This is a genomic window from Nitratidesulfovibrio sp. HK-II (genome assembly GCF_003402415.2).
GTDB lineage: Bacteria > Desulfobacterota > Desulfovibrionia > Desulfovibrionales > Desulfovibrionaceae > Cupidesulfovibrio.
In genome coordinates, this window is record NZ_AP036014.1 from 618,744 (window position 1) to 644,240 (window position 25,497).

A 25,497-nucleotide genomic window follows, 5' to 3' on the forward strand; every position below is an offset into this window, starting at 1 on the left:
AGGCAGGCTTCGGCGAAACCGGGGTTCAGGCGGCGTCACACGTTGGCGGGGGCGGCGTTCTCGCCGTCGTCCGCGTCCTTCGTGGGGGGGGGTGCTCCGCCTGGCGTGGATGCGCCCTTGGCCCCGGTCGCCCCGGATGCGGGGAGCGCGGCGGCCGGGGCCGGGACGGAGCCGCCGGGCAGCCCCTCTATGCCGCGCACGTGCACGTCCATCTGGGGGAAGGATATCTCGATGTCGTGTTCGCGGAACAGCCGGTCGATGGTCCGGCGCAGGTCGGAAGCCGTGGACACGCCGTGGTTCAGGTCGTCCACCCACACCCGCAGCACGAAGTCGAGGCTGCTGGGACCGAAGTCCTGGAACAGCACGTTGGGCGCGGGATCGCGCAGCACGCGGGGGTGGTCGTCCGCCGCCTGCTTCAGCAGTTCGGTCACCTTGTCCACGTCCGAGCCGTAGGCCACGCCCACGGCGATGTCGCGGCGCATGCGCAGGCTGTTGCGGGTCCAGTTGGTGAGCCGGTTGGACACGAACTCGGAGTTGGGCACGAAGATCACGGCGTTGTCGAAGGTTTCCACCGTGGTGGAGCGGATGCTGATCTTGCGCACCGTGCCCCACGTCTCGCCGATCTGGATGATGTCTCCCTCCAGCAGCGACCGGCCGAAGATGAGGATGAGCCCGCTGAAGAAGTTGTTGAAGATGGTCTGCAAGCCGAAGCCCAGGCCCACGCTGAGACCACCGGCGATGACCGTGAGGCTGGTCAGGCTGACGCCCAGGGCGTTCAGCACCACCAGGCCGAACAGCGCCCAGAGTGTATAGGTGAGCCCGGTCTGCAACGGCGGAATGACCCCGCGCTCCACCCGGGGCAGGCGCGCGGGCAGGTTCTCGAGAAACGAGCTGCCCACGGCGATGGCCGAGCGGGTGAGGTAGAACAGCAGCACCAGCCCCAGCACCCGCAGCGAGTTGAACGACACCGAGCCCACGTTGACGTTCAGTTCCAGCGCTTGGCGCATCATGTACGGCCCGCCGGGGAAGGCGGACATCCACGGCAGCAGGGTGGCGGCGGCCACCAGCCACATGGCGGGCGCGCCAAGGCCCAGCACCAGGCCGCGCAACAGGGCGCGCATGCCCGTTTCCGGCAGGCGTTCGGCCAACATGGTCACGAAGGCCACCAGCACCGCGCCCAGTTGCACGGCCACGGCCACGGCCAGCCACACGAGGAAGAACGGGATGGCCAGCCGCGCCCAGCCGAACACCGCCGCCAGCAGCGAGATGACGCACAGCGCGGGCTCGCAGGCCAGGAACACCTTTTCCAGCAGGGGCAGCACGCGGGGTTTGCCGCGCCGGGCGCGCGCGGCCAGCACCGCCACCATGCACAGCGCCCACACCGGGGCCAGCAACACGGCGGGCGGGTTCAGGAACAGCAGCAGCACGCCGATGGCGGCGGGCGCGAACAGCAGCGACAGGGGAGAGCGCTGCGGCACCCCGGCAAGACCGGCGGAGCGCAGGTTCCACACCAGGGTCAGCTCGCCCCACAGCAACAGCAGGTGCGCGGGCACCACCACGGCCCGGTACACCTCGCCGCCGCGCGCCCACGAGGCGAAGTGCAGGGCGATGCCGACGGCCAGCCACGGCCAGCTGCGCGCGGCCACGTTGCGGCAGCTTTGCGCCCAGCTGCCCGGCAGTTGGCAGCCCCGCCGCAGGGCCAGCCTGCCCAGCAGGAACAGCGGCACGCCCAGGAAGGCGAAGCGCAGCAGCAGCGCGCCCCAGTCACGCGGGGTTTGCGGAAACTCCGTGGCCAGGCGCACCTCCACGGTGTCGGACCACGCGGCCAGGCTGGCGGGCAGCGACTGCCACACCGCAAGATCCATCAGTGAACTGGACGCCACCAGGTAATAGGTGCGCCACAGCGCGGGCAGTTGCGCGTCGATCTGCTCCAGCGCCTGCTTGAGCTTGGCGTCCACGGCGCGGCCGGGGTCCAGGGCGCGGGCCAGGCGGGTGCGCAGGGCGGTCAGGTTCTTGCGGCCTTCGGTGAGTTTGGAGAGGTATTCGGAAAGATCCTTGGAAAGTTCGCTGGACCGTTCGGCGGCGAGGTGCTCGGACAGTTCCTTGTCCAGCGCGGTGAAATCTTCCAGACGCTGGCGCACCGTGGCGTCCAGGGTCTCCATGGGGGCCAGGCGGCCCTGCAGCGAGCGCTGCACCGTGGAAATCTGGCGGCGGATGGCGGCCATTTCGCTGGGGTGATTGCGGCTCAGTTGGTACAGCGCGAACAGGCGCTGGTAGTCGCGCTGGATGGACGCCACCTGCGCATCAAGGGCTTTGGCCATGTCCGGCAGGGTCTTGCGCAGGCGGTCGGTTTCCTCGACCAGGGAGGACAGTTCCTGCCCGCGCGTCTGCCAGATGAGGTCCATGGAGTACTGGCCCTCGGGGGCATCGGGCGCGGGGGCGGCGGCGTCGCCCGCCTGGGCGGCCAGCGCGGGGCGGGGGGCGAGAAAACCCACGGGCCCGAAAGGTGCGAAAATGGTTCCGGCAAGCCCGGCGAGCAGGCAGGCGCACAGCAGGACAGGCAGCGCACGGGCGCGGCGGGGACGGGCTATGAAGGCATGGAGCATGGTGGTCGGCATCCTGTGTTTCGTGTCGTGGGCGTGTCCGCACGGGGGGGCGCGGTTCTGCGCGGTGTTCGCAGCTCTGCACGGACGGCGCGTCTTGGCGGCGCGCGGATGGCGGCGCGCGGATGATGGTCCCCGAAGCGGGGCCGGGCGCGCGGCGGACTTCATCGTATACGCCGCCCCCGCGCATTCTTCAACGTGGCCGCGCGTGCCCCGCCCGTTCCGGCCCCGCGCTGCCTGATTTTCCATCGGAACAGCTTGCCCGGTTAGGGAAATTGAGGGACAATGCAAGTATTCACGTCAGCCATCGGTCGTTTTCGGCACGCGTTCCAGGGGAATCGTGTCGCGCCCGCGCAGCGGCGGGCCCCCCCGGACTTCGCCGTACGGGGCATCCGGCGGATGGCCGACGAATCAAGGAGGAACCCGGCATGACCCCGGTTTTGCCGCCCGCCGCGCTGGTGCCCACACCCGACCCCATTCCGGGGCCGTGGGGCTGGTTTCAGGCGCTCTTGCTGCTCACCTTCGTGGTGCACCTGCTGTTCATGAACGTGGTGCTCGGCACGTCGGTGATCACCCTGTTCCGTTCGTGGCGCACCCCCTTTTCGCCCAACGACCAGATCAACGTGGACATCCGCGAGACGGCGGCCTGGGTGCCGCGCGCCATGGCCCTGGCCGTGAACTTCGGCGTGCCGCCGCTGCTGTTCCTGCAGGTGCTGTACGGGCAGTTCATCTATGCCAGTTCCATCCTGATGGCCGTGTGGTGGTTGGGCATCGTGGGCTTCGTGATGCTGGCCTACTACGGCTTCTACCTGTACGGCCTGGGGCACGCCGTGCTCGGCCCGCGCCGCACCCTGGTGGCGGGCATCAGCGTGGCGCTGCTGCTCGTCAACGCCTTCGTGCTCACCAACAACGCCACCCTGATGCTGGACCCGGCCCGCTGGACCGGCTACGCCGCCTCGCCTGGCGGCACCCTGCTGAACTGGGGCGAACCTTCGTTGTTGCCGCGCTACCTGCACATGGTTGTGGGCGCGGTGGCCGTGGGCGGGCTGTTCGTGGCCGGGCGCGCGCTACTGCTGCAAACGGCGGGCGGCCCAGTGGCCTCGGGTCCGCAGGGCCCGCAGGACTGGGAACTGCGCATCACCGAGGGGCTCGCGTGGTTCACCCACGCCACCTACGCCCAGTTCGTGCTGGGCACGTGGTTTCTGTTCAGCCTGCCCGGTCACCTGACAAAGCTGTTCATGGGCGGGCACGGGCTGGCCACCGGCGCGTTCGCGCTGGGGCTGGCGGGCACGGTGCTGGCCCTCTTCGCCGCGCGGCGGCGCAGGGTGTGGCTGGCCGCCGGGGCCACCACGGGCGTCATATTCCTGATGGCGGCCATGCGCGCCGTGCTGCGCGACGCGTGGCTGGCCCCGCACCTGAACGAGTCCATGGCAAGGGCGGCCGCCGCGCCGGTCCATCCTCCGATGCTTGGACAGGACGGCGCGGCCGCGCTGTTCGTGGCGTCGCTGGTGGCCGGTGCCGCCGCCGTGTGGTGGCTGGTGGTCATCGCCCGCCGCAGCGGGAAGGAGGCGTAGACCATGCAGTACCCGGTCTGGCAGCTGCCGGTGAACGGCGGCCTGCTCATCGCGCTCATTTCCGTCATCCACGTGTTCGTGGCCCAGTTCGCCGTGGGGGGCGGGTTTTTCCTGGTCATGGCCGAACGCAAGGGCCACGCTGAAGGCTCCAACGAAATATTGCAATGGGTGAAGCGGCACAGCCGGTTCTTCGTGCTGCTGACCATGGTCTTCGGCGGCGTGACCGGGGTGGGCATCTGGCTGATCATCTCGCTGGTCAGCCCGGCGGCCACCTCGCAACTGGTGCATCTGTTCCTGTACGGCTGGGCCACGGAGTGGGTGTTCTTTCTGGGCGAGATCGTGGCGCTGCTGGTGTACTACTACACCTTCCAGCGCTGCATCTCGGGCCGCATGAGCAGGAAGGACCACATGACGGCGGGCTGGCTTTACGCGCTGTTCGCCTTTCTTTCGCTGTTCATGATCAACGGCATCATCGGGTTCATGCTCACCCCCGGCGAATGGCTGCGCACGGGCGACTTCTGGGACGGGTTCTTCAACCCCACCTTTTGGCCCGCGCTGGTGTTCCGCTCCGCGCTGTGCCTGTTGCTGGCGGGCCTGTTCGCCATGATCACCGCGCTGCGCATCCCCAACCCGGAAACGCGCGAAACCATGGTCCGCTGGTCGGCCAAATGGGTCTGCCTGCCCTTCATCGGGCTGCTGGCGGGCGCGGCATGGTACTTTGCGGCGCTGCCCCCGTCCCAGCAGGCCATGATCCTGCGCCGCACGGAGGACATCCGCCCCTTCGCCCTGGCCTGGCCGGTGGTCACCCCGCTGCTGTTCCTGGGCGGGCTGGCCTTTTTCGTGAAGGCAAGCGGCAGGGCGCGGGCCGTGCTGGCGGGCGTGGTGCTGCTGCTGGGCCTTGCGCAGGTGGGGGCCTTCGAGTGGGTGCGCGAGACGGGCCGCCGTCCGTGGGTCATCCACGGGTACATGTACTCCAACGGCATCCGCGCGGCGGACGTGGAACGCATGCAGCGCGACGGCGCGCTCTCGCTCACCGCATGGGCGGGCACGCGCGAGGTGACCGACGCCAACCGGCTGGACGTGGGCCGCTTCTTGTGGGCGCAGCAGTGTTCCAGTTGCCACGGCATGGGCAACCCCATGCTGGACATGGTGCCGCGCGCGGCCAAACGGGGCGTGCCGGGCATGGAGGCGCAACTGGCCGGACAGGGCAGGCTGCTGTCCTACATGCCGCCCTTCTGCGGCACCCCGGCCGAACGCAATGCGCTGGCCGTGTACATCGTGCACGAGGTTGAACGCCGCACGGGCCGATAACCCCCACCTGAAGCACCCGGTAATGCCTTTGTGATCCTACGGCAGCAACGACGCAGGGAGATGCGACGATGAACAAGACCGACAACCGCCTGACCGAGAACCTGTTCCGCGTGTGGCTGATCGTGGTGGCCGCGTTCGCGGTGGGCTTTCTGGGCGCGCAACTGTTCGCGCCGTCCATGCGGCCCGCCCCCAGGCAGACGGTTCCGGCCCAGAATGGCACAGTCCCGCAGGGCGAGGCCAAGGCGGGCCCCGGCTACGGCCAACTGGTTACCGACGTGCCCCCGTTCGACCCCGGCAAGGACGGGCATGTCCTGGTGGCCTGGAGCAGACAGGGCATGCAGCACGTCACCGACGCGGAACCCGCGTGGACCCTGCTGCCCCCCGGCTCCACCCTGCGGGCGCAACTGGTGCGGCGCGGCCCCGGCCCGCAGGCCGTGACCGAGGGCGCGACCCTGACCTGGCGGCTGGATGGCGAGCCCAAGGCCTCGGCCGTGCAGCCCGCCGCCGTGGCCGATTCGTCGCTCACCCCCGCCGGGCAGGCCGCCACCACCCCGGCCGCGACACCGACGGCCAAGGGGGCGGAAGGCGCGCAGGACAAGGCATCGCAACTTTCCGGCGAACTGAAGCTGGTGGAAGGCTCCACCGTGTACGAGGCCACGGGCATTCCCGTGCTGCCGTATGCGGGCAAGGACGGCTTCAACCCCTATCCCACGGTGACCGTGGAGGCGCGTGACGCCTCGGGCGCATTGCTGGCCGCCACCCGCTGCGTGCTGCCCGTGTCCACCGAGATGGGCTGCCGCAACTGTCATGGCGGCGCATGGAAGGTGGGCGGCGTGGCGGGCATTTCCCCGGCCACCGCCGCCGACGTGCTGGAAGTGCACGACCGCATCAACGGCACCGACCTGGCCAGGCGGGCCAGGTCCGGCGCCACCGTGGTCTGCCGGGCGTGCCACGAGCCGGGTGCGGCGGCTGCCAAGGCGGGCGAAAAGCCTTCCGGCAAGCCCATGCCTCCCAACATGTCCGCCGCCATCCACGGCTGGCACGCTGCCTACATGGCCGGTCGCGGCGCGGACGCCTGCAATTCCTGCCATCCCTCCGCGCCCGAAGGGGCCACCCGGTTCTGGCGCGACTACCACCTGACCAAGGGGCTGGACTGCACCCGCTGTCACGGGGCCATGGAAGACCATGCCCTGTCGCTGCTGCGCAAGGAGCAGGAGGCGGGCAACCCCGCCGCCGAACGGCTGATGGCGGCCATCAGCCCCGTGGCGGTGCAGGACGTGAAGGACATCGCCCCGCGCACCCCGTGGGTGAACCTGCCCGACTGCGCGGGCTGCCACGACTTTGCCGAAAAGCCCAAGTCGTCCACGGCCAGCGCGTTCAACAAGTGGACCGCCGACGCCGCCGGGCTGTACGCCGAGCGCGCCGACGACACCACCATGCTGCGCTGCCCGGCCTGCCACGGCGCGCCGCACGCTGTGTACCCGGCGCGCAACCCTCTGGGGCGCGACCGCGACAACATCCCCCCCGTGCAGTACCAGCAGCACGCCAGGGCCATGGGAGCTTCCGGCAACTGCCTTGTCTGCCATGGCGAAACGCCGGAATTCTCGGTGCACCACCCCCTGGTGGAACGCAAGGCGGTGACGGTCACCGTGCCGCAGGGGGCCAAACTGGCCAAGCCGCGCGTGCCCTTCCCGCACGAGGCGCACACCCCCACCGTGGATTGCGGCACCTGCCACCACAAGGGCTACGTGGACGGCGGCCCCATGAAGTGCGCCAGCAAGGATTGCCACGACGTGGTGGTGGACGCCGAAACCGGCAGCCCCAAGGACCGCGAGAACCCGCGCTACTTCCGCAACGCCTTCCATGGCGAAGGCCCCAGCTGCAACGCCTGCCACGCCAAGTTGCTGGCGGCGGGCAAGGCGGCGGGGCCCACGGAGTGCCGCGACTGCCACAAGGTCAAGTCGTAGGACGCTGCGGGCCCTCTGCCCCCTGCCGACCGCCAGAAGCGGCGTGCATCGCCGGTTGGCGATGGCGGCACGGCAGCCCTTGATCACCTCAAATACCCACCGGGGCGCGCGGAACCAACCGCGCGCCCCGTGCATTTTTGAGGGGTTTCATCCCGTCATTCTGTCAATATAGGCATATATAGCTGATAACGTGGGAAAAAATGCCTTCCCAAACCGCCGGGGTGTGGTATGGATGGAATGTCGGGCGTCAGCTTCGGCAGCGGGCCGCGTCATGCTTGGGCATCGGCGGCCATGCCCGACGCGCAGTTCCGCGCGCAACCTGCATCCTCACAAGGAGGCACACCATGAGGATGAACAGGCGAGGCTTCATCAAGCTCGCGGCCACGGGCGCCGTGGCCACCGCGTTCGGGGGGCTGGGCATCAGCCTTGCCCCGGTCGCGGCACACGCGGAAGGGCTGGCCATCGACAAGGCCACCCTGACCACCTCCATTTGCTGTTACTGTGCCGTGGGCTGCGGCCTGCTGGTCTGGACCGACCCGGCCACCGGTCGCGCCATCAACATCGAGGGCAACCCCGACCACCCCACCAATGAGGGCACCCTGTGCCCCAAGGGGTCGTCCATCTGGCAGACCACGGAGCAGAGCCAGCGCATCACCAAGGTGCTGTACCGCGCCCCCGGCAGTGACAAGTGGGAGGAAAAGTCGTGGGACTGGGCGCTGCCGCGCATCGCCCGCAAGATCAAGGACACCCGCGACGCCTCGTTCGAGGCGGTCAACGACAAGGGACAGCCGGTCAACCGCACGCGGGCCATCGCCTCTGTCGGGTCCGCCGCCATCGACAACGAGGAAGGCTGGCTGCTGCAGGCCATGCACCGGTCCCTGGGCCTGGTGTACATGGAGAGCCACGCCCGCATCTGACACAGTTCCACTGTGGGGGCTCTGGCAGAGTCCTACGGACGCGGCGCGATGACGAATCACTGGATCGACCTCAAGAACAGCGACGTGTTGCTGATCATGGGCAGCAACGCGGCGGAAAACCACCCCATCTCGTTCAAGTGGGTCACCCGCGCCCAGCAGCGTGGGGCAACACTGATCCACGTGGACCCGCGCTTCACGCGCACCTCGGCCAAGGCCGACATCTACGCCCCCATCCGCTCGGGCACGGACATCGTGTTCTTTGGCGGGCTGATCAAGCATATTCTGGATAACGAACTGTATTTCAAGCAGTACGTGGTGGACTACACCAACGCCTCGTACCTCGTGGGGCCGGACTACGACTTCAAGGACGGCCTGTTCTCGGGCTTCAACCCCGAAACGGCCAGCTACGACCGCAAGAAGTGGAACTTCGTCACCGACGACAAGGGCGTGACCCTGAAGGACCCCACCCTGAAGGACCCGCGCTGCGTGTTGCAGGTCATGCGCCGTCACTACGCTCGCTACGACCTGAAGACCGTGGTGGACGTGACCGGCATGCCCGAGCCCAAGGTGCTGGAGGTGTGGAATTCCTTCGCGTCCACCGGCAAGCCGGACAGGGCGGGCACCATCCTGTACGCCATGGGCCAGTGCCAGCACACTGTGGGGGTGCAGAACATCCGCGCCCTGTCCATGATCCAGATGCTGCTGGGCAACATCGGCATCGCGGGCGGCGGGGTGAACGCGCTGCGTGGCGAATCCAACGTGCAGGGCACCACGGACATCGCCCTGTTGTGCGACAACCTGCCCGGCTACCTGCCCATTCCCCGCGCCATCTGGGCCGACTACGACGCCTACGTGAAGGCGGGCACCCCGGTCACCAGCGACCCGCAAAGCGCCAACTGGTGGTCCAACCTGGACAAGTATGCCGCCTCGCTGATGAAGGCCATGTACCCCGCCGTGGACCACAAGACCGCGTACACTTGGCTGCCCAAGATCGACGACACCAAGGTGGTGGAATACTCCTGGCTGTCGCTGTTCGAGCGCATGTACAACGGCGGGTTCAAGGGCGCGTTCGTGTGGGGGCAAAACCCCTGCGCGGGCGGGGCCAACGCGGGCAAGAACCGCAAGGCCATGGCCAAGCTGGACTGGACGGTGGTGGTCAACCTGTTCGAGAACGAGACCTCGCTGTTCTGGAAGGGGCCCGGCGTCAATCCCAAGGACGTGAAGACCGAGGTGTTCTTTCTGCCCGCGTGCATGAGCGTGGAAAAGGACGGCTCCGTCGCCAACTCCGGCCGCTGGCTGCAATGGCGCGAGAAGAGCGCGAAGTTCATGGGCGATTCCATGAGCGACGGCGACATCGTCATCCGGCTGTTCGAGGAAGTGCGCAAGCTCTACAAGGCCGAGGGCGGCAAGCACCCCGAGCCCATCCTGAACCTGGACACCGCCTATCTGAAGGACGGCGCGTACGACGCCAGTGCGCTGGCCAAGCGCCTCAACGGCACCTTCCTGAAGGACGTGACCATCGCGGGCAAGGAGTGGAAGGCGGGCCAGCAGGTGCCCGGATTCGCCGCGCTGCAGGCCGACGGCTCCACCGCGTGCGGATGCTGGATATTCTCGGGCAGCTACACCGAGCAGGGCAACATGATGGCCCGGCGCGACCGCACCCAGACCCCGGAGCAGACGGCCATCGGCCTGTTCCCCAACTGGTCGTACGCCTGGCCCGCCAACCGGCGCATCCTGTACAACCGCGCCGGGGTGGACCAGTTGGGCAAGCCCTTCGACCCCAAGCGCGCGGTCATTGCCTGGAACGGCGAAAAGTGGACGGGCGACGTGCCCGACGGCGGGTGGAAGCCCGGCGAGAAGCTGCCGTTCATCATGGTGCGCGAGGGGCGCGGCCAGCTCTATGGCCCCGGTCGCGTGGACGGCCCCCTGCCGGAACACTACGAACCCTTCGAAAGCCCGCTGGCGGGCAATCCCCTGTCGCCGCAGCGGGTGAACCCCACGGCCCTGCACTTCGCGCACGAGGAAAAGGCCGTGCGCGACCCGCGCTTCCCCTATGTGTGCACCACCTACCGGGTGACCGAGCAGTGGCAGTCGGGCACCATGACCCGCAAGACCGCGTGGCTGAAGGAAATGCAGCCCGACGGCTTTTGCGAGATGAGCCGCGAACTGGCGGCGCAACTGGGCGTGCAGAACGGCGAACAGGTGGTGCTGGAATCGGTGCGCGGCAAGGTGCAGGTGGTGGCCATCGTCACCCCGCGCATCAAGCCGTTCACCGTCATGGGCGAAACCGTGCACCAGGTGGGCATTCCCTGGCAGTTCGGCTGGGGCCAGAAGAAGAACGCCACGTTCGACTCGGCCAACCTGCTGTCGCCCTCGGTGGGCGACCCCAATACCGGGATTCCCGAGACGAAAGTCTTCATGGTGAACGTGAGAAAAGCCCAGCCCGGGAAGCAAGGGTAGGTGAGTCATGAGCGAGAACAAGGGCAAGACCTTCTTCATCGACCAGACCCGCTGCACCGCCTGCCGGGGCTGCCAGGCCGCCTGCAAGCAGTGGAAGAAGCTGGCCGCCGACGAAACGGTGAATATCGGCAGCTACCAGAACCCGCCGGACCTCAACGGGCACACCTTCAAGCTGGTGCGCTTCAACGAGGTGGAGGTGGACGGCAAGCTGAAGTGGGTGTTCTTTCCCGAGCAGTGCCGCCACTGCCTGGAACCGCCGTGCAAGATGATGGCGGATGCCTTCATTCCCGGCGCCATCATCCAGGACGAGGCCACCGGAGCGGTGCTGTACACGGAAAAGACGAAGGACCTGGACTACCAGACCATCCGCGAGGCGTGCCCCTACGACATCCCCCGCAAGGAGGAATCCACGGGCCTGCTGACCAAGTGCAACATGTGCATCGACAGGGTGCGTGCGGGCATGCTGCCCGCCTGCGTGAAAACCTGCCCCACGTACACCATGCACTTCGGCGACCGCGACGAGATGCTGACCATCGCCCGCGCCCGGCTGGCCGAGGTGCAGAAGACATCCCCGGCGGCCCTGCTGGCCGATTCCGACCTTGTCCGGGTGCTGTACCTTTGCGAGGTGCACCCCAGCCACTACCACCACCACATGGTGGCGGACGCGGGGAGTACCGGTGACCGCATCGGCCCGTTCAGCCGCCGGGCGCTGCTGGCCATGCGGCCGCTGCGCACGGGGTAGGGCCTGTCCGGTCTCCCCGGGCCGGTAGCCGCATCCGCCCTTGTGGACCATGGAAAAAAACGGGCCGCCCGCAATCACGCGGGCGGCCCGTTCCGTTTGCATGAACGCAACCGGCTATGCGGCGTAGGCAGCCAGAAAGGCGGTGACGGCCGCTTCCACGGCGCGCTCGGCCTCGTCGGCGCTCACCTCCGTCTTCACGCACAGCATCACCGGCATCTGCACGGTGGACTGGCACAGGGCCAGGAAATGCTCGGCGGCCACCTCGGCGTCGGGGATGCGCAGCACGCCCAGCGCGTCCGCACGGGTCAGATACTCCGCCAGCAGCCGCCTGCCGCGCAGGATGCACGTTTCATAGAAGATGCGCCCGATCTCGGGAAAACGCGGGGCCTCGTGGTAGATCACGCGCAGGACGGCCTGCGGATCCTTGTCCGTGATGAGGTTGATGTACCGCGTGCCCAGCAGGCGCAGCACCTCGCGCAGGTCGTCCGCGTGAGGCGGCAGGTCGAACACGGCGGCCCCGCGCACGCGCACCCGGTCTTCCATGTAGGCTTCGAACAGGGCTTCCTTGCTGTCGAAATAGGAATACAGCGTGCCCTTGGAGCCTCCCAGGGCGGCGGCGATGCGCGACATGGACGTGCCCTGGTAGCCGTGTTCGAGGAACAGCGGCCCGGCGATTTCGAGAATTTCGGACCTGCGGTCACGGGGGGGGCGGCCTAGCGCCATATGCGTCTCCTGCCTTTGCGATGATTTTTTGCAGCATACCCGACATGGGGGGGAGTTGACAGCCGGGCTCTCAAACCGTACTGTACGGTCAATAAAGTATAGGGCACGGACGCAGGAACGCAAGCCCCAATTCACGGGGGGTGTCATGCTCCTAGTCATAATGCCGTAACGAAAGGATTTTTTCTTCGATGGGCGCCGGATGTCCGGGTGTCCAGGGGGCGCAGGCCATGCCGCAGCCCCTTGCGCATGCAGGCGGACGGCACACGACATGCCGGTTCCGGCCAAGGCCGGGAACCGGTTTCGATCACACTCCGCGGCGGGGTGTGATGATTTTTTGGGGTGGCGTTTCCGGACGCAACCAACCAGCGCGGCAGACCCGCGCAGCCGGAGGAAGCATGCGCGACCCGCAGGATGAAACAACGCGAACCCGCCTGTTGCACGCGGCCAGGGTGGTCTTTGCCTCCGACGGGCTGAAGCGGGCCACCGTGCGCAAGATCAGCGCGCTGGCGCGCGCCAACATCGCGGCGGTGAACTATCACTTCGGCAGCAAGGAAAACCTCTACGTGGCCGTGCTGCGCGACCATCTGGAACAGAAGCTGCGCCGCAACCCGCGCGATGCGGGGGTAAACGGCCTCACCTCGCCCCGCGGCCGCCTGCGGGCCTACGTGCGCAGCATGCTGGCCGAGTACGCCTGCGACGGTGACGCGGTATCGGCGCGCCTTGGCAGGCTGCTGTCGCAGGAGTTCGTGCAGGCCTCGTCGCGGTGCTTCCACACGGTCATCGAGAATTACTGCGGCCCCTCGCACGCCATGCTGCTGGACATCGTGCGGCAGCTGCTGCCCGGCAGCGACCGCCAGACGGTGTCGCGCTGCGCCTCGAGCATCGTGGGGCAGTGCGTGCTGTACGGGCACGCCAGGGAAGTGATCAGCCTCATATCGCCCGACATGGCGCTGAAACCCAGCAACGTCGAAGCCATGGCGGACTTCATCGTCGAGTTCACCCTGGGCGGCATCGAGCGTCTGAACGCCAGCCGACCCGGACACGCCTTCTCCTGAAAGACGGAGCAACAGTCAGCATTCCATGAAAGGTTCAGCAAATCCCATGCGCAACAACACCAAGATCACACTCGCGCTTCTGCTTGCCGTGCTTGCGGCGGCGCTTTCCGGCTGCGGCCAGGATCACCCCGCCGCCGGACCTGCCCCGGAACCGGAAGCCACGGTGGTGACCATCCAGCCAAGGCCCACGACGCTTTCCACCGTCCTGCCGGGGCGTACCTCTGCATTGCTGGTTTCCGAAGTCCGTCCGCAGGTCGGCGGCATCATCCAGAAGCGCCTGTTTCGCGAAGGGGCGGACGTGAAGGCGGGCGAGGCGCTCTACCAGATAGACCCCGCCACCTACCAGGCCGCGTTCGACAGCGCAAAGGCCGCCCTGGCCAAGGCCGAGGCCGCCGTGGAACCCGCCCGGCTCAAGGCCGAGCGCTACGCCGACCTCGTGAAGACCAACGGCGTGAGCCGACAGGACAACGACGACGCCCAGGCCGCCTACAAGCAGTATGTGGCCGAGGTGGCGGCGGCCAGGGCCTCGCTGGAAACGGCGCGCATCAACCTGGGCTACACCCGCATCACCGCGCCCATTTCCGGCCGCATCGGCCGGTCGTCGGTCACGCCCGGCGCGCTGGTCACCGCCAACCAGGCCGACGCGTTGGCCACGGTGCAGCAGACCGACCCGGTGTACGTGGACGTCACCCAGTCCACCGGCGACCTGCTGCGGCTCAAGCGCGCCCTGGCCGAGGGCAGGCTGCGCAAGGCCGGGGCCGACGGGGCCAGGGTGAAGTTGCTGTTCGAGGACGGCAGCGCCTATCCGCTGGAAGGCACGTTGCAGTTCTCGGACATCACCGTGGACGCCAACACCAGCGTGGTGACCCTGCGCGCCCTGTTCCCCAACCCGAAGCAGGACCTGCTGCCCGGCCTGTACGTGCGCGCGGTGCTGGAAGAGGGCGTGAACGAACACGCCATCCTGGTGCCGCAGGCCGCCGTGTCCCGCGATTCCAAGGGAAACCCCACGGTGCTGCTGGTCAATGCCGACAACGTCGTGGAGCGCCGGTCCATCACCGTGGACCGCGTGTTGGGCGGCGACTGGCTGGTTGGCGACGGCCTTGCCGAAGGCGACCGGGTTATCGTGGAAGGCCTGCAAAAGGTGCGGCCCGGCGCCAAGGTGCGGGCCACCGAGGCGACTTCCGCATCCGGCGCGACTTCCGCATCCGGCGCGTCCGCAGAGCCCTCCGCGGCAGCGGCACCGGCAGCGCGCCAGTAGGCGCGGGGAGCATTCGTCATGGCAAGATTCTTCATAGACCGCCCGGTGTTCGCCTGGGTCATCGCCATCATCATCATGCTGGCGGGGGCCCTGTCGATACTGAGCCTGCCCATTTCGCAGTATCCTAAAATCGCCCCCACGTCGGTCACCATCAGCGCGTCGTACCCCGGCGCTTCCGCCAAGACCATGGAGGACACCGTCACCCAGGTCATTGAGCAGAAGATGAAGGGCATCGACAGCCTGCGCTACATGGCGTCCACCAGCGACTCCACCGGCCAGACCTCCATCACCCTGACCTTCGATGCGGACACCAACCCCGACATCGCCCAGGTGCAGGTGCAGAACAAGCTCTCGCTGGCCACGCCCCTGCTGCCGGAAGCCGTGCAGCGCCAGGGCATCACGGTGAACAAGAGCACCTCCAGCTTCCTGATGATCATCGCGCTGGCCTCGGACGATCCGTCCATGACCGGTCGCGACCTCAGCGACTATGCCGCCACCTACCTGCTGGACCCCATCAGCCGCGTGGACGGCGTGGGCGAAACCCAGCTCTTCGGGGCGCAGTACGCCATGCGCGTGTGGCTCGATCCGCACAAGCTGCTGAACTACAAGATGACCCCGGCGGACGTCAGTTCCGCCATCACCGCCCAGAACGCCCAGCTTTCCGTCGGCCAGATCGGCGGCACCCCGGCCGTGCCGGGGCAGGGCATGAGCTTCACCATCCTCTCGCAGTCGCTGCTGCAAACCCGCGAACAGTTCGAGCAGATCGTGCTGCGGGTGAACCAGGACGGGTCCACGGTGCGCCTTGCCGACGTGGGCCGGGTGGAACTGGGCAGCGAAAGCTACGACGCGGTTTCGCGCTTCAACGGCAAGCCGTCCACCGGCATCGCCCTCAAGCTGGCCACCGGGGCCAACGCCCTGGACACGGTGAAGCGCGTGCGCGCCACCATGGAGGAACTGGCCAAGAACCTGCCCGAGGGCATCCACTGCGTCTTTCCCTACGACACCACCCCCTTTGTACGGGTGAGCATCGAAGAGGTGGTCAAGACGCTGGCCGAGGCCATCGTGCTGGTGTTTCTGGTCATGTACCTGTTTCTGCAAAACATGCGGGCCACCATCATTCCCACCATCGCCGTGCCCGTGGTGCTGCTGGGCACCTTTGGCGCGCTGGCGGCCTTCGGTTTTTCCATCAACATGCTGACCATGTTCGGGGTGGTGCTGGCCATCGGCCTTCTGGTGGACGATGCCATCGTCGTCGTCGAGAACGTGGAGCGCATCATGACCGAAGAGGGGCTGCCGCCCCGCGAGGCCACCCGCAAGTCCATGGGCGAGATCACCGGGGCGCTGGTGGGCATCGCGCTGGTGTTGTCCGCCGTGTTCATTCCCATGGCGTTCATCAAGGGCTCGTCGGGGGTCATCTACCGGCAGTTCTCGCTCACCATCGTTGCGGCCATGACCCTTTCGGTGGTGGTGGCCCTCGTGCTTACCCCGGCCCTGTGCGCAACCTTTTTGCGGCCCATGCACAAGCATGAGCACCAGGCCCAGCGTGGGTTCTTCGGCTGGTTCAACCGCGCGTTCGATCGCACCAGCAAGGGGTATCGCCGCCAGGTGTCCGGGGTGGCCGGGCGCGTGGGCAGGATGATGGGCATCTACCTGCTGCTGCTCATCGGAACGGGGTTCCTGTTCCTGCGCCTGCCCACGTCGTTCCTGCCCGAAGAGGACCAGGGCACCATCTTCAGCATTGTGCAACTGCCCACCGGTGCGCCGCAGGAGCGCACCCTGGAGGTGCTGCGGCAGGTGGAGCACCACTACCTGGTGGAGGAAAAGGACACGGTGAACTCGCTGTTCACCGTGGCGGGCTTCAGCTTTGCCGGGCGCGGCCAGAACGCGGGCCTTGCCTTCGTGCAGCTGAAGCCGTGGGACGAGCGCAAGGGCGAGGGCATGAGCGCAGCGGCGGTGGCCGGGCGCGCCATGGGCGCGTTTGCGCGCATCAAGAACGCCGTGGTCTACGCCTTCACGCCACCGGCCGTGACGGAACTGGGCAACGCCTCGGGCTTCAACCTGTTCCTGCAGGACCGCGCGGGCATCGGCCACGAGGCCCTGATGCAGGCCCGCAACCAGTTGCTGGGCATGGCCGCGCAGAACCCGGCCCTTGCCGTGCTGCGGCCCAACGGCATGGAGGACACCCCGCAGTTCCAGATCGACATCGACCAGGCCAAGGCGGGCGCGCACGGCCTGTCCATGGCCGACGTGAACTCCGTGCTGTCCACGGCGCTGGGCGGCACCTACGTCAACGACTTCATCGACCGGGGCCGCGTGAAGAAGGTCTACCTGCAGGGCGACGCGCCGTTCCGCATGATGCCGGAAGACATCAACGACTGGCACGTGCGCAACACGCAGGGCAACATGGTGCCGTTCTCGGCGTTCTCGTCCAGCCGCTGGACCTACGGTTCGCCGCGCCTGGAACGCTACAACGGCCTGCCCGCCGTGGAACTGTTGGGCTCGGCCGCGCCCGGCCGCAGCACCGGCGAGGCCATGCAGGCCATCGAGGAAATGGCGGCCAGGCTGCCCGCCGGCGTGGGCATCGAATGGACCGGCCTGTCGTACCAGGAACGCATGAGCGGTTCGCAGGCCCCGGCGCTGTACGCCATCTCCATTCTGGTGGTGTTCCTGTGCCTGGCCGCGTTGTATGAGTCGTGGTCGGTGCCCACGGCGGTGATCCTGGTGGTGCCGCTGGGCGTTCTGGGGGCGCTGGCGGCCACCTACGGGCGGGGGATGAACAACGACGTGTTCTTCCAGGTGGGGCTGCTGACCACCATCGGCCTTGCGGCCAAGAACGCCATCCTCATCGTGGAGTTCGCCATGCACCTGGTGAAGGCGGGCAAGCCCCTGCTGGAAGCCACGGTGGAGGCGGCGCGGCTGCGGCTGCGGCCCATCCTGATGACCTCGCTGGCCTTCGTGCTGGGGGTTCTGCCCATGGCCATCAGCACGGGCGCGGGGTCCGGCAGCCAGCGGGCCATCGGCACCGGGGTCATCGGCGGCATGCTCTCGGCCACGGTGCTGGCGGTGTACTTCGTGCCGGTGTTCTTCGTGCTGGTCTACCGGCTGGCCACGCGCAAGCGAAAGGGGGCGACCCCGCAGGCCCCGGATTCCGGAACGCCCGGCAATCTCCTGCCTTCCAACGACAATCCTGCCGGAACCCCCGGCGAGGTGACGCGATGATTCGTCCGACATACCTGCGCAAGGCGACCCGGATCGCGGCGTCGGCGGCGCTTGTGGCGCTGACCATGACGCCGCTGACCGGCTGCTCGCTGATCCCCGAATACCACAGGCCCACGCCGGAACTGCCCGCCGCCTGGAACGTGGGCGCGGCGGGCGGCCAGACCGTCGATCAGACCGTCGGCCAAACCGCCGCACAGCCCGCAGACATGCCCCAGGACTGGCGGCAGGTGGTGACAGACGCGCCCATGGCCCGGCTGATCGACCTGGCGCTTTCCAACAACCGCGACCTGCGCGTGGCCGTGCTGCAGATAGAGAAGGCCCGCGCCCAGCACGCCATCGCCCGGGCAGACCTGTTCCCGCACATCGACGCCAGCGGTTCGGCGGACATGGGCCGCACCTCCGCGCCGCTTTCGTCCACGGGCCGGTCGTATACCTCGCACGCGTACTCGGTGGGCGTGGGGTTCAGCTCGTTCGAACTGGACCTGTTCGGGCGCGTGCGCAGCCTGAAGGAACAGGCGCTGGAACAGTACCTGTCCACCGACGCATCGGCCCGCAGCGTGCAGCTGACCCTGGTGGCGGAGGTGGGGCAGGCCTACCTGACCCTGGCCGCCGACCGTGAGCAGTTGGACCTTGCGCGCGAGATACTGGACACGGAGCGCGCCTCGTTCGCGGTGGTGAAAAGCCGTTACGAAAACGGCATTGTCGGAGAACTGGACGTGGCCCAGGCCCAGACCACCGTGGATACGGCCCGCGTCAACGTCGCGGCCTACGAGGCCACGGTGACGGCGGACGAAAACGCGCTGGGCCTGCTGGTGGGCGCGCCTCTGACGGCGGACCTGACCCCGGCCCGCAAGCTGTCCGACATCGCCCCGCTGGCGGAGGTGCCCGCCGGGCTGCCGTCGGAAGTGCTGGCCCGCAGGCCGGACGTGGCGGCGGCGGAGCACACCCTGAAGGCGGCCAACGCCAACATCGGCGCGGCGCGGGCGGAATACTTCCCGCGCATCGGGCTCACCGCCAGCTACGGCAACGCCAGCACCGAAATGAACGATCTGTTCCGCGCGGGGTCGCGCACCTGGAGCTTCGTGCCCCAGGCCACCCTGCCCATCTTCCACGCCGGGGCCATCCGCGCCGGGGTGGAATCCGCCGAGGCGGACCGGGACATCCAGGTGGCCCAGTACGAAAAGGCCGTGCAGACGGCGTTCCAGGAAGTGTCCGACGCGCTGGCGCAGGGCACGTCGCTGGCGACCCAGGCCGAGGCCCAGGCCTCGCTGGTGCGGGCCACGGGCAAGAGCTACGAGTTGTCCACCCAGCGCTACGAGCGCGGCGTGGATGGCTACCTGACCAAGCTCGACGCCCAGCGCTCGTATGCCACCGCCCGGCAGAGCCTGGTGTCCGTCCTGCTTTCGCGGCAGAGCAACCGCCTGACCCTGTTCAAGGCGCTGGGCGGCGGCTGGAACGGCGAACCCATGCCCGGCGTCGGGCACGCGAAAGCGGAAGAAACCGGTGCGGCAGCGTCCGCCGGGGCAAACTGACGGAGTTGACCGGACAAACCCCAGCCTGGTCAGTTCCTTCCGGCTCCTCCCCCGGACGGCTCCTCCCCGGACGGCGCATCCCCCGGACGGCTCCCGGCGGCGCTCACACGAAAGCCCCCGCGATTTCGCGGGGGCTTTCACGTTCCGGGGGGGGGCGGGAATGCCCTGCCGAAACACGGAGGCTAACGCAGCTTGCGCAGCAGACGGTAGAACTGGGCGCGCGAAAGGCCGGAAAGCTGCTGGGCCCTGGTCATGTCGCCGCCCGCATAGGCCAGCAGGTTCTGGAAATAGTCCACGGCGGCTCGTTCCAGCGCCACGTCGCGGTAGGTCATCCAGGTGGGGATGGCCAGCCCCGCCAGGGGGGTGTCCGCGAAGTCGGCGCTGGCGTCATGTCCGGCATGTGGTCCGGCATGTGGTCCGGCATGTGGTCCGGCATGTGGTCCGGCATGTGGTCCGGCGTGCGGCCCCCCGTTCGATCCGCCGTGCTCGGGCCGCCCGCCGCCCGCCGCCGCGCGCACGTGGCGCACCCGGATGTGCGCGGGCAGGTGCACCGGTTGCAGGGTGCGCACGTCTCCGGCGAAGGCGATCATGCTTTCCAGGGTGTTGCGCAGTTCGCGCACGTTGCCGGGCCAGTGGTGCGCGCCCAGGGCGTGCAGCAGTTCCGGCGTCAGGATGCGCGAGGGCAGGTTGTTGCGTTCGCAGTACTGGTGCACGAAATGCTCGGCCAGCGGGCGCAGGTCATCCGCGCGCTGGCGCAGCGCGGGCAGGGCGATGTGCATGGCCCGCACCCGGTACAGCAGGTCCTCGCGAAACTCGCCCCGCCGGGACATGACCGAAAGATCGCGGTTGGTGGCGGCCACCAGCCGGAAATCGCACTCCACTTCCTGTCGGCCGCCCACTGGGCGGAAGCGCCGTTCCTGCAACACGCGCAGAAAGGTTTTCTGCAGGGCGGGGGGCAGCTCGCCTATCTCGTCCAGAAACAGCGTGCCGCCCGACGCCTGGCGGATCAGCCCTTCGGCGTCGCGGTCGGCCCCGGTGAAGGCCCCGCGCACGTGGCCGAAGAGCACGCTTTCGGCCAGGTTTTCGGGCAGGGCGGCGCAATCCACCACCACGAAGGGATGACCCGCCCGGTCGCTGTTCTCGTGGATGGCCCGCGCGGCCAGCTCCTTGCCGGTGCCCGTTTCGCCGGTGATCAACACCGGCACGTCGCTTCGCGCGGCCTTGGCCACCAGGTCCAGGCACTCCCTGAAGGCGGGGCTGCCGCCCACGATGCCAGAAGGATTGAACGGGCGTCCCTGCGGGGCGGACCGGGCCAGCTTTTCGTTGCGGAATTCCAGCGCCCGCAGGATGGCCAGGCGGATGGCGCTTACCGGCGCGCCCTTGGTGATGTAGTCCCATGCGCCGTTGCGCACGGCCATCTCGGCCGACTGCTCGGCGTCGGCGCCGGTGATGATGATCACCTCCGGCCGGGGCGGCGAGGCCACGAAGCGCGGCAGCACCTCCAGCCCGTTGCCGTCGGGCATCATCACGTCCAGCAGCACCACGTCGCCGAAGCCCGCGTCGGCATGGGCCAGCCCGTCGGCCAGCGAGGCGGCCCGCAAGGCTACGTGGCCCATGTCCTCGGCGAGATCGGCCAGGGTTTCCGCCACCAGCGGATCATCGTCGATGATGAGGATTTCAGGCATCCCCTAGTCTTTACGCCTTTTCCAACAATAAACGCAAGCGTCGGGATAATTCCTCGCCCGTGAACGGTTTGCCGATCAGGGCCATGCCCGTTTCCTTCAGTTCTTCCGCAGAGATGTCGCCTTCGTTACCGGTGCATAGCACCAGCGGCAGGGCGTGGCCCCGCGCGCGGATGATCCGCGCCAGTTCCGGACCCGAGATGCCGGGCATGCGCAAATCCAGCAGGGCCACGTCGTAGCGGCCCGCCGCCAGCAGGCGCAAGGCGTCTTCGGCGTCGGCGGTGCCGGTGGCGCGGTGGCCGATGCCGTGCAGCATTTCCGCCACGGACTGGCGGAAGTCGTGTTCGTCGTCCACCACCAGCACGTGCAGCGGCCGAGGGGGGGGGTGGGAAGGGGCATCGGGTTCCGGACGCGTTGCCGGGCCTTCGGGCCGGGCGCGGCGGGCATCGTCCGCCTGTGCGTGGGGCTGCGGGCCGCCGCCAAGCGGGCCATCCTTCCGCGAACCGGTCCGTGAAGGGACCGCGTCCGGCGATGCAACGTCCGGCAAGATGTGGTCCGGGGGGCTGGCCTCGGGGTCCAGCAGCGGCAGCAGCACGTCGAACCTGGCCCCCTGCCCCGGTTGCGAGTAGGCGCGCACCGTGCCGCCGTGCTTGCGGACGATGCCGTGCACCATGCTGAGGCCAAGCCCCGTGCCCGTGCCCTGCGGCTTGGTGGTGAAGAACGGCTCGAACACCCGTTCCAGTTGGGCTGCGGTCATGCCCAGGCCGGAATCGGCCACGGAAAGCAGCACGTACCGGCCCGGCGAGAGTTCCGGGTAACCCCGCAACACCTCGTCGCCGCCAAGGTTCAGCGTATCCACGGCCACGTCCAGCAGCCCGCCGTCGGGCATGGCGTGCAGGGCGTTGGTGCACAGGTTCAGCAGCACCTGGTGGATCTGGGTGGCGTCGCCGTGCACGGGCAGGGGGGAGGCGGGCAGCAGGGTGCGCAGGGTGACGCTGGCGGGCATGGACGGCCTGACCAGTTGCAGGGCGTCGTCCACGGCGCGGCACAGGTCCAGCCTGGCGTAGGGTTCGTCCGCCGGGCGGCCGAAGGCCAGCAACTGGCGCACCACCTCGCGCGCGCGCAGCGCGGCGCGCAGGATGCGGTCGGCCCGGGCGGCGGCGCGGCCGGTAAGGCCCGTATCGCGCAACATTTCGATGTTGCTCATGATCACGCCAAGGATATTGTTGAAGTCGTGGGCGATGCCCCCGGCCAGGGTGCCCACGGCCTCCATCTTCTGGGCCTGGCGCAGTTGCCGTTCCAGGGCCACCTCGTGGGCCACGTCCTCGGCCAGCCAGGCCACCCGGTGCACCCGGCCCGATGCATCGGCGATGGGGTACAGGGAATGGTCGAAAATATGGATGCCGCGTGTGTCGCGGAACGTGGCCGGGGTTGCCGTGGCCACCACGCTTTCCAGTGCGTCGGACCGTCTGCGGCGCAACTCTTCCGGAATGAATTCGCCCAGCGTGCGGCCCAGCATGGCGTCCGGGGTCATGCCCAGGCGTCCGGCCCCGGTGGCGTTGCAGGCCAGCACCCGGCCCGAAGGGTCGACCAGAAAGGCGCTGAGGCGCGGCGCGTTGAGCAGGGCGCGCAGGTTGGCCTCGCTTTCGCGTAGCGACTGTTGTTGCAGAATGCGGGCAAAGGCGCTGCCCCCTTGCGCGGCCACGGCCTCCACGTGGTGGCGGGCCGCCTTGCGCATGGCCCCCGGCCCCCGCGTGCCCACCAGCAGGCAGGCCACGGCCCGGCTTTCGTGCACTACCGGCAGAAGATGCGCGCAACTGATGCCCGAGGCGGCGGCCAGCGCGTCCAGCTCCGCGTCGCCGGTCAGCATGCAGCAGGATTCCTGCTCCGGCGGGGTTTCCGGCACGGGGCGGCCCGCTTCCATCAGGCGCGTGGCGGGTGTGCCCATGGGCAGGCGGCGCACCCTGGCCAGCACCACCGGGTCGAACCCCTGCGCGGCCACCAGCCGCCATTCGTGCCGGGCAGGCGGGACGGGCGTATCGGGCGTGTCGGGCAAAGAGGGCGCGCGGGGCATGCCGGTCAGATCCACGCGCAGCCAGGCCGCCCCCGCGTCCACGCTTTCGGCCCGCAGGGCGGTGCGCAGGCACAGCCCCAGGCAGTCCTCCACGCTGGTGGTGATGCCAAGGGCAAGCAGCAGGTCGCGTTGCAGCCGCAGCAGTTCGTCGCGCTGGCGCTGTTCGGTCACGTCCTGCACCATGCCGTGCATGGCCACCGGGGCCTTGTGCCCGGTGCGGGGCGCGTTGTCGAAGGCCACCTGCTGCCGTGCGTGGCGGTACAGTCCGCCGGGGACCTGGTAGCGGTATTCCACCAGGGCGCCGGACCGGGTTTCCATGGCGCGGTGCAGTTCTCCGGCCACCCGGACGCGGTCGCCGGGGTGGATGCGGTCGAAGAACCGCGCGAACGAGGGGGACTCTGCCGTCGGGGGGAACCCGAACATGTGGAACAGGTTGTCCGACCATTGGCCGCGCCCTGTCTCCACGTCGCGCCAGTAGCTGCCCAGACGGCCGATGCGTTCGCCGTGCTCCAGCAGGTCGCGGCTGCGGCGCAGGGCGGATTCCGCCTTGCGGCGTTCGGCCACCTCGCGGCGCAGAAGCAGGTTGGCGTGGCGCAACTGGGCCGTGCGCTTGCGAATGCGGCTGTCCAGCCCGCGCAGGGCCCGGCGGGTGGCGTCGGCGGTGCGGGCCGCCTGCAGCAGGTGCCCGGCGGTGTGCGCCAGCCCCTCGAGTTGCATGTCGGTAATGGGGTCCAGGGAGGGCAGATGCACACCCAGCACGCCGCCGGAAATGCCTTGGCCGATACGGATGGCGTAGGCGGTGAACACGCCGCAATCGCAGGACAGGGGGGCATCGGCCTCTGGCGATGCGTGCAGCACCGGGCGTCGGGTGCTGGCCGAGGCGGCGCGGCCCACGGGGCCGTGGCGGAAGGGAATGCGGGCAAGGCGAGGGTCGGGCTCGGCCCCTTCCGCCCTTTCAGCCCCTTCCCGGGGGACGGGCCGACAGCACGGAGATGGCGGCTCTTCCACCACCAGGTGCAGGCAGGTTGGAGCATTGCGCGCGGCCGTGGGGCATGGCGACCCGGCATGCGGGCACTGGCCGCATCGGTCGCCCTGGCGGGCCAGCCAGATGCGGCAGGCCCCCGCCCCGAAGATGGCCATGATCTCCCGGGCCAGCAGGCGCAGCTTTTCCTCGGGCGCGCCGCCCCGGATGAGGGCCGCGCGCAGTTCGTTCAGCCGCTGCACCCGCTCCACGCGCCGTTCCGAGTCGTGCAGCGCCGATACGTCGTGCACCACAGAATGCAGCAGAGCGCGGCCGTTCAGCCATACCGGCCCGCTGTGCACCTCCACCTCGCGCACCAGGCCAGACGCCATGCGATGGCGAAAGCGTAACGCCGAACGGTCGCAGCAAAAGGCCTCGTTCATGCGCAGGGCCAGTTCGTGGCCGTCCAACGTGTTGAGGGAAGCGATGGGCATGCCCGCCATGCGTTCACGGGGGTAGCCGTAGAAACGGCAGGCGGCGGGGTTGGCGTCCACTATGGCCCCGTCGGCCGGGTCCACCAGCAGCATGGGGGCCACGCTGTGCTCGAAGAGCGGAATGGAGCCGCCCGCGTGAAGGCCCGTGGCCTGCGCTTCCGCCTGGGACGGCCGGACTTCAGCACCACCGCCAGGCTCACCGCCGGGCGCGGCATCGGGTGTGGCGCCGGACGCCACCGTGGGCTGCCGGTGCGGCCGGGGTGATGACCGGGTTTTTCGAGGCATGGCGACCTCTCGGGACTATCCGTGATTCTTCGGGGCGGGCCATGCCGGGCCGCTCCGCGAGGCGACCGGGAGCCATCCCGGATACGGGGCTTCGCGACGCGGCGGGGAATAGGGCCTGTCTCACCCCGCGACACGCGGTCTCATTTCATGAGACGCGTTTCTCACCTTCAGATACAGCATGAGGCATACAGTTCCCCGTCGAAAAGAGCAACACCAGCAGATACGGGGTGTTGCACGCGCGCTTTGCGCCGAAACGGCCATGCGGCCAAGCAAATTCCCCGGCATGCTTTTTGATATTGTGTTTCCTGTCGGCCGACGACGGCCGCAGGAGGGAACATGTCCGAGAAGTGGATCACCAGAATGGTGCAGGGGGCGGTGCTCAGCAGCAGAAGCCAGGCGCGCGAGGTGGCGCGCACCATTGGCAAGCCCTATCCCACGCTGATGCGTGAACTGAATCCGTTCGACCTCGGGGCCAAGCTGGGCGTGGAGACGTTTTTCCAGATACTGCGCACCACCCGCGACGTGACGCCCCTGGAGCAGATCGCGCAGGAGCTGGGCTACCGCCTGGCCCCGGTGGACGGCGGCGATGATGAGCGCGGCCGTGGCGCGCATGTCAGCCCATATCTCGAACAGTAAGGCT

At 68.5% G+C, this 25,497-nt stretch carries 14 protein-coding genes; 10 read left to right on the top strand and 4 right to left on the bottom strand.

Annotated elements, in window-relative coordinates:
- Positions 1 to 35: 35 nt before the first annotated feature.
- A complete protein-coding gene (locus RVX_RS02290; RefSeq protein ID WP_116306688.1) occupies positions 36 to 2,606 on the bottom strand; it encodes a mechanosensitive ion channel domain-containing protein in 2,571 nt (856 codons plus the stop codon).
- Between the two features lie 425 nt (positions 2,607 to 3,031).
- On the opposite strand from RVX_RS02290, the gene RVX_RS02295 reads away from it, so the two are divergent.
- From RVX_RS02295 to RVX_RS02315, 5 genes are all read left to right on the top strand, one after another.
- Positions 3,032 to 4,177, top strand: a complete 1,146-nt coding sequence (locus RVX_RS02295) for a peptidase (protein WP_116306686.1) — start codon at positions 3,032 to 3,034, stop codon at positions 4,175 to 4,177.
- Between the two features lie 3 nt (positions 4,178 to 4,180).
- Positions 4,181 to 5,488: a c-type cytochrome gene (locus tag RVX_RS02300; RefSeq protein ID WP_116306684.1), complete on the top strand. Its 1,308-nt coding sequence runs from the start codon at positions 4,181 to 4,183 to the stop codon at positions 5,486 to 5,488.
- A gap of 68 nt (positions 5,489 to 5,556) precedes the next feature.
- On the top strand, positions 5,557 to 7,455 hold the full coding sequence (locus RVX_RS02305) for a cytochrome c3 family protein (protein WP_116306681.1): 1,899 nt from the start codon (positions 5,557 to 5,559) through the stop codon (positions 7,453 to 7,455).
- A 344-nt stretch (positions 7,456 to 7,799) separates the two neighbouring features.
- Entirely contained in the window at positions 7,800 to 10,832 is a 3,033-nt protein-coding gene (fdnG, locus tag RVX_RS02310; protein ID WP_116306679.1) for a formate dehydrogenase-N subunit alpha, read from the top strand.
- Between the two features lie 7 nt (positions 10,833 to 10,839).
- Positions 10,840 to 11,574 carry a 4Fe-4S dicluster domain-containing protein gene (locus tag RVX_RS02315; RefSeq protein WP_116306678.1) on the top strand — a complete coding sequence of 245 codons (735 nt, stop codon included), beginning with the start codon at positions 10,840 to 10,842 and terminating at the stop codon, positions 11,572 to 11,574.
- A 114-nt stretch (positions 11,575 to 11,688) separates the two neighbouring features.
- Here RVX_RS02315 and RVX_RS02320 read toward each other — a convergent pair whose 3' ends face one another.
- Positions 11,689 to 12,297 (bottom strand): TetR/AcrR family transcriptional regulator, encoded by a 609-nt coding sequence (locus RVX_RS02320; protein WP_116306676.1) that lies wholly within the window; start codon positions 12,295 to 12,297, stop codon positions 11,689 to 11,691.
- A 395-nt stretch (positions 12,298 to 12,692) separates the two neighbouring features.
- On the opposite strand from RVX_RS02320, the gene RVX_RS02325 reads away from it, so the two are divergent.
- The 4 genes from RVX_RS02325 to RVX_RS02340 are packed head-to-tail and all read left to right on the top strand — an operon-like array spanning position 12,693 to position 19,361.
- Complete coding sequence (locus tag RVX_RS02325; protein ID WP_172596607.1) at positions 12,693 to 13,352, top strand: CerR family C-terminal domain-containing protein; 660 nt, start codon at positions 12,693 to 12,695, stop codon at positions 13,350 to 13,352.
- 46 nt (positions 13,353 to 13,398) lie between these two features.
- Entirely contained in the window at positions 13,399 to 14,610 is a 1,212-nt protein-coding gene (locus RVX_RS02330) for an efflux RND transporter periplasmic adaptor subunit (RefSeq protein WP_116306672.1), read from the top strand.
- 18 nt (positions 14,611 to 14,628) lie between these two features.
- Positions 14,629 to 17,829 carry an efflux RND transporter permease subunit gene (locus RVX_RS02335; protein ID WP_116306670.1) on the top strand — a complete coding sequence of 1,067 codons (3,201 nt, stop codon included), beginning with the start codon at positions 14,629 to 14,631 and terminating at the stop codon, positions 17,827 to 17,829.
- A complete protein-coding gene (locus tag RVX_RS02340) occupies positions 17,826 to 19,361 on the top strand; it encodes an efflux transporter outer membrane subunit (protein WP_116306668.1) in 1,536 nt (511 codons plus the stop codon). The genes RVX_RS02335 and RVX_RS02340 overlap by 4 nt, the downstream gene beginning before the upstream one ends.
- Positions 19,362 to 19,543: 182 nt before the next feature.
- Here the strand turns inward: RVX_RS02340 and RVX_RS02345 are convergent, their stop codons facing one another.
- Positions 19,544 to 21,046, bottom strand: coding sequence for a sigma-54-dependent transcriptional regulator (locus RVX_RS02345; RefSeq protein ID WP_116306666.1), 1,503 nt, complete (start codon positions 21,044 to 21,046; stop codon positions 19,544 to 19,546).
- 10 nt (positions 21,047 to 21,056) lie between these two features.
- Positions 21,057 to 24,857 (bottom strand): ATP-binding protein, encoded by a 3,801-nt coding sequence (locus RVX_RS02350; RefSeq protein WP_420192400.1) that lies wholly within the window; start codon positions 24,855 to 24,857, stop codon positions 21,057 to 21,059.
- A gap of 336 nt (positions 24,858 to 25,193) precedes the next feature.
- Here RVX_RS02350 and RVX_RS02355 point away from each other — a divergent pair, with 336 nt between their 5' ends.
- Complete coding sequence (locus RVX_RS02355; protein WP_116306664.1) at positions 25,194 to 25,493, top strand: phage regulatory CII family protein; 300 nt, start codon at positions 25,194 to 25,196, stop codon at positions 25,491 to 25,493.
- The last annotated feature ends 4 nt before the right edge of the window (positions 25,494 to 25,497 follow it).

Coding starts and splice junctions, on each gene's coding strand:
- RVX_RS02290 (WP_116306688.1), bottom strand. CDS start 2,606: ATGCTCCATGCCTTCATAGCCCGTCCCCGCCGCGCCCGTGCGCTGCCT.
- RVX_RS02295 (WP_116306686.1), top strand. CDS start 3,032: ATGACCCCGGTTTTGCCGCCCGCCGCGCTGGTGCCCACACCCGACCCC.
- RVX_RS02300 (WP_116306684.1), top strand. CDS start 4,181: ATGCAGTACCCGGTCTGGCAGCTGCCGGTGAACGGCGGCCTGCTCATC.
- RVX_RS02305 (WP_116306681.1), top strand. CDS start 5,557: ATGAACAAGACCGACAACCGCCTGACCGAGAACCTGTTCCGCGTGTGG.
- RVX_RS02315 (WP_116306678.1), top strand. CDS start 10,840: ATGAGCGAGAACAAGGGCAAGACCTTCTTCATCGACCAGACCCGCTGC.
- RVX_RS02320 (WP_116306676.1), bottom strand. CDS start 12,297: ATGGCGCTAGGCCGCCCCCCCCGTGACCGCAGGTCCGAAATTCTCGAA.
- RVX_RS02325 (WP_172596607.1), top strand. CDS start 12,693: ATGCGCGACCCGCAGGATGAAACAACGCGAACCCGCCTGTTGCACGCG.
- RVX_RS02330 (WP_116306672.1), top strand. CDS start 13,399: ATGCGCAACAACACCAAGATCACACTCGCGCTTCTGCTTGCCGTGCTT.
- RVX_RS02335 (WP_116306670.1), top strand. CDS start 14,629: ATGGCAAGATTCTTCATAGACCGCCCGGTGTTCGCCTGGGTCATCGCC.
- RVX_RS02340 (WP_116306668.1), top strand. CDS start 17,826: ATGATTCGTCCGACATACCTGCGCAAGGCGACCCGGATCGCGGCGTCG.
- RVX_RS02345 (WP_116306666.1), bottom strand. CDS start 21,046: ATGCCTGAAATCCTCATCATCGACGATGATCCGCTGGTGGCGGAAACC.
- RVX_RS02350 (WP_420192400.1), bottom strand. CDS start 24,857: ATGCCTCGAAAAACCCGGTCATCACCCCGGCCGCACCGGCAGCCCACG.
- RVX_RS02355 (WP_116306664.1), top strand. CDS start 25,194: ATGTCCGAGAAGTGGATCACCAGAATGGTGCAGGGGGCGGTGCTCAGC.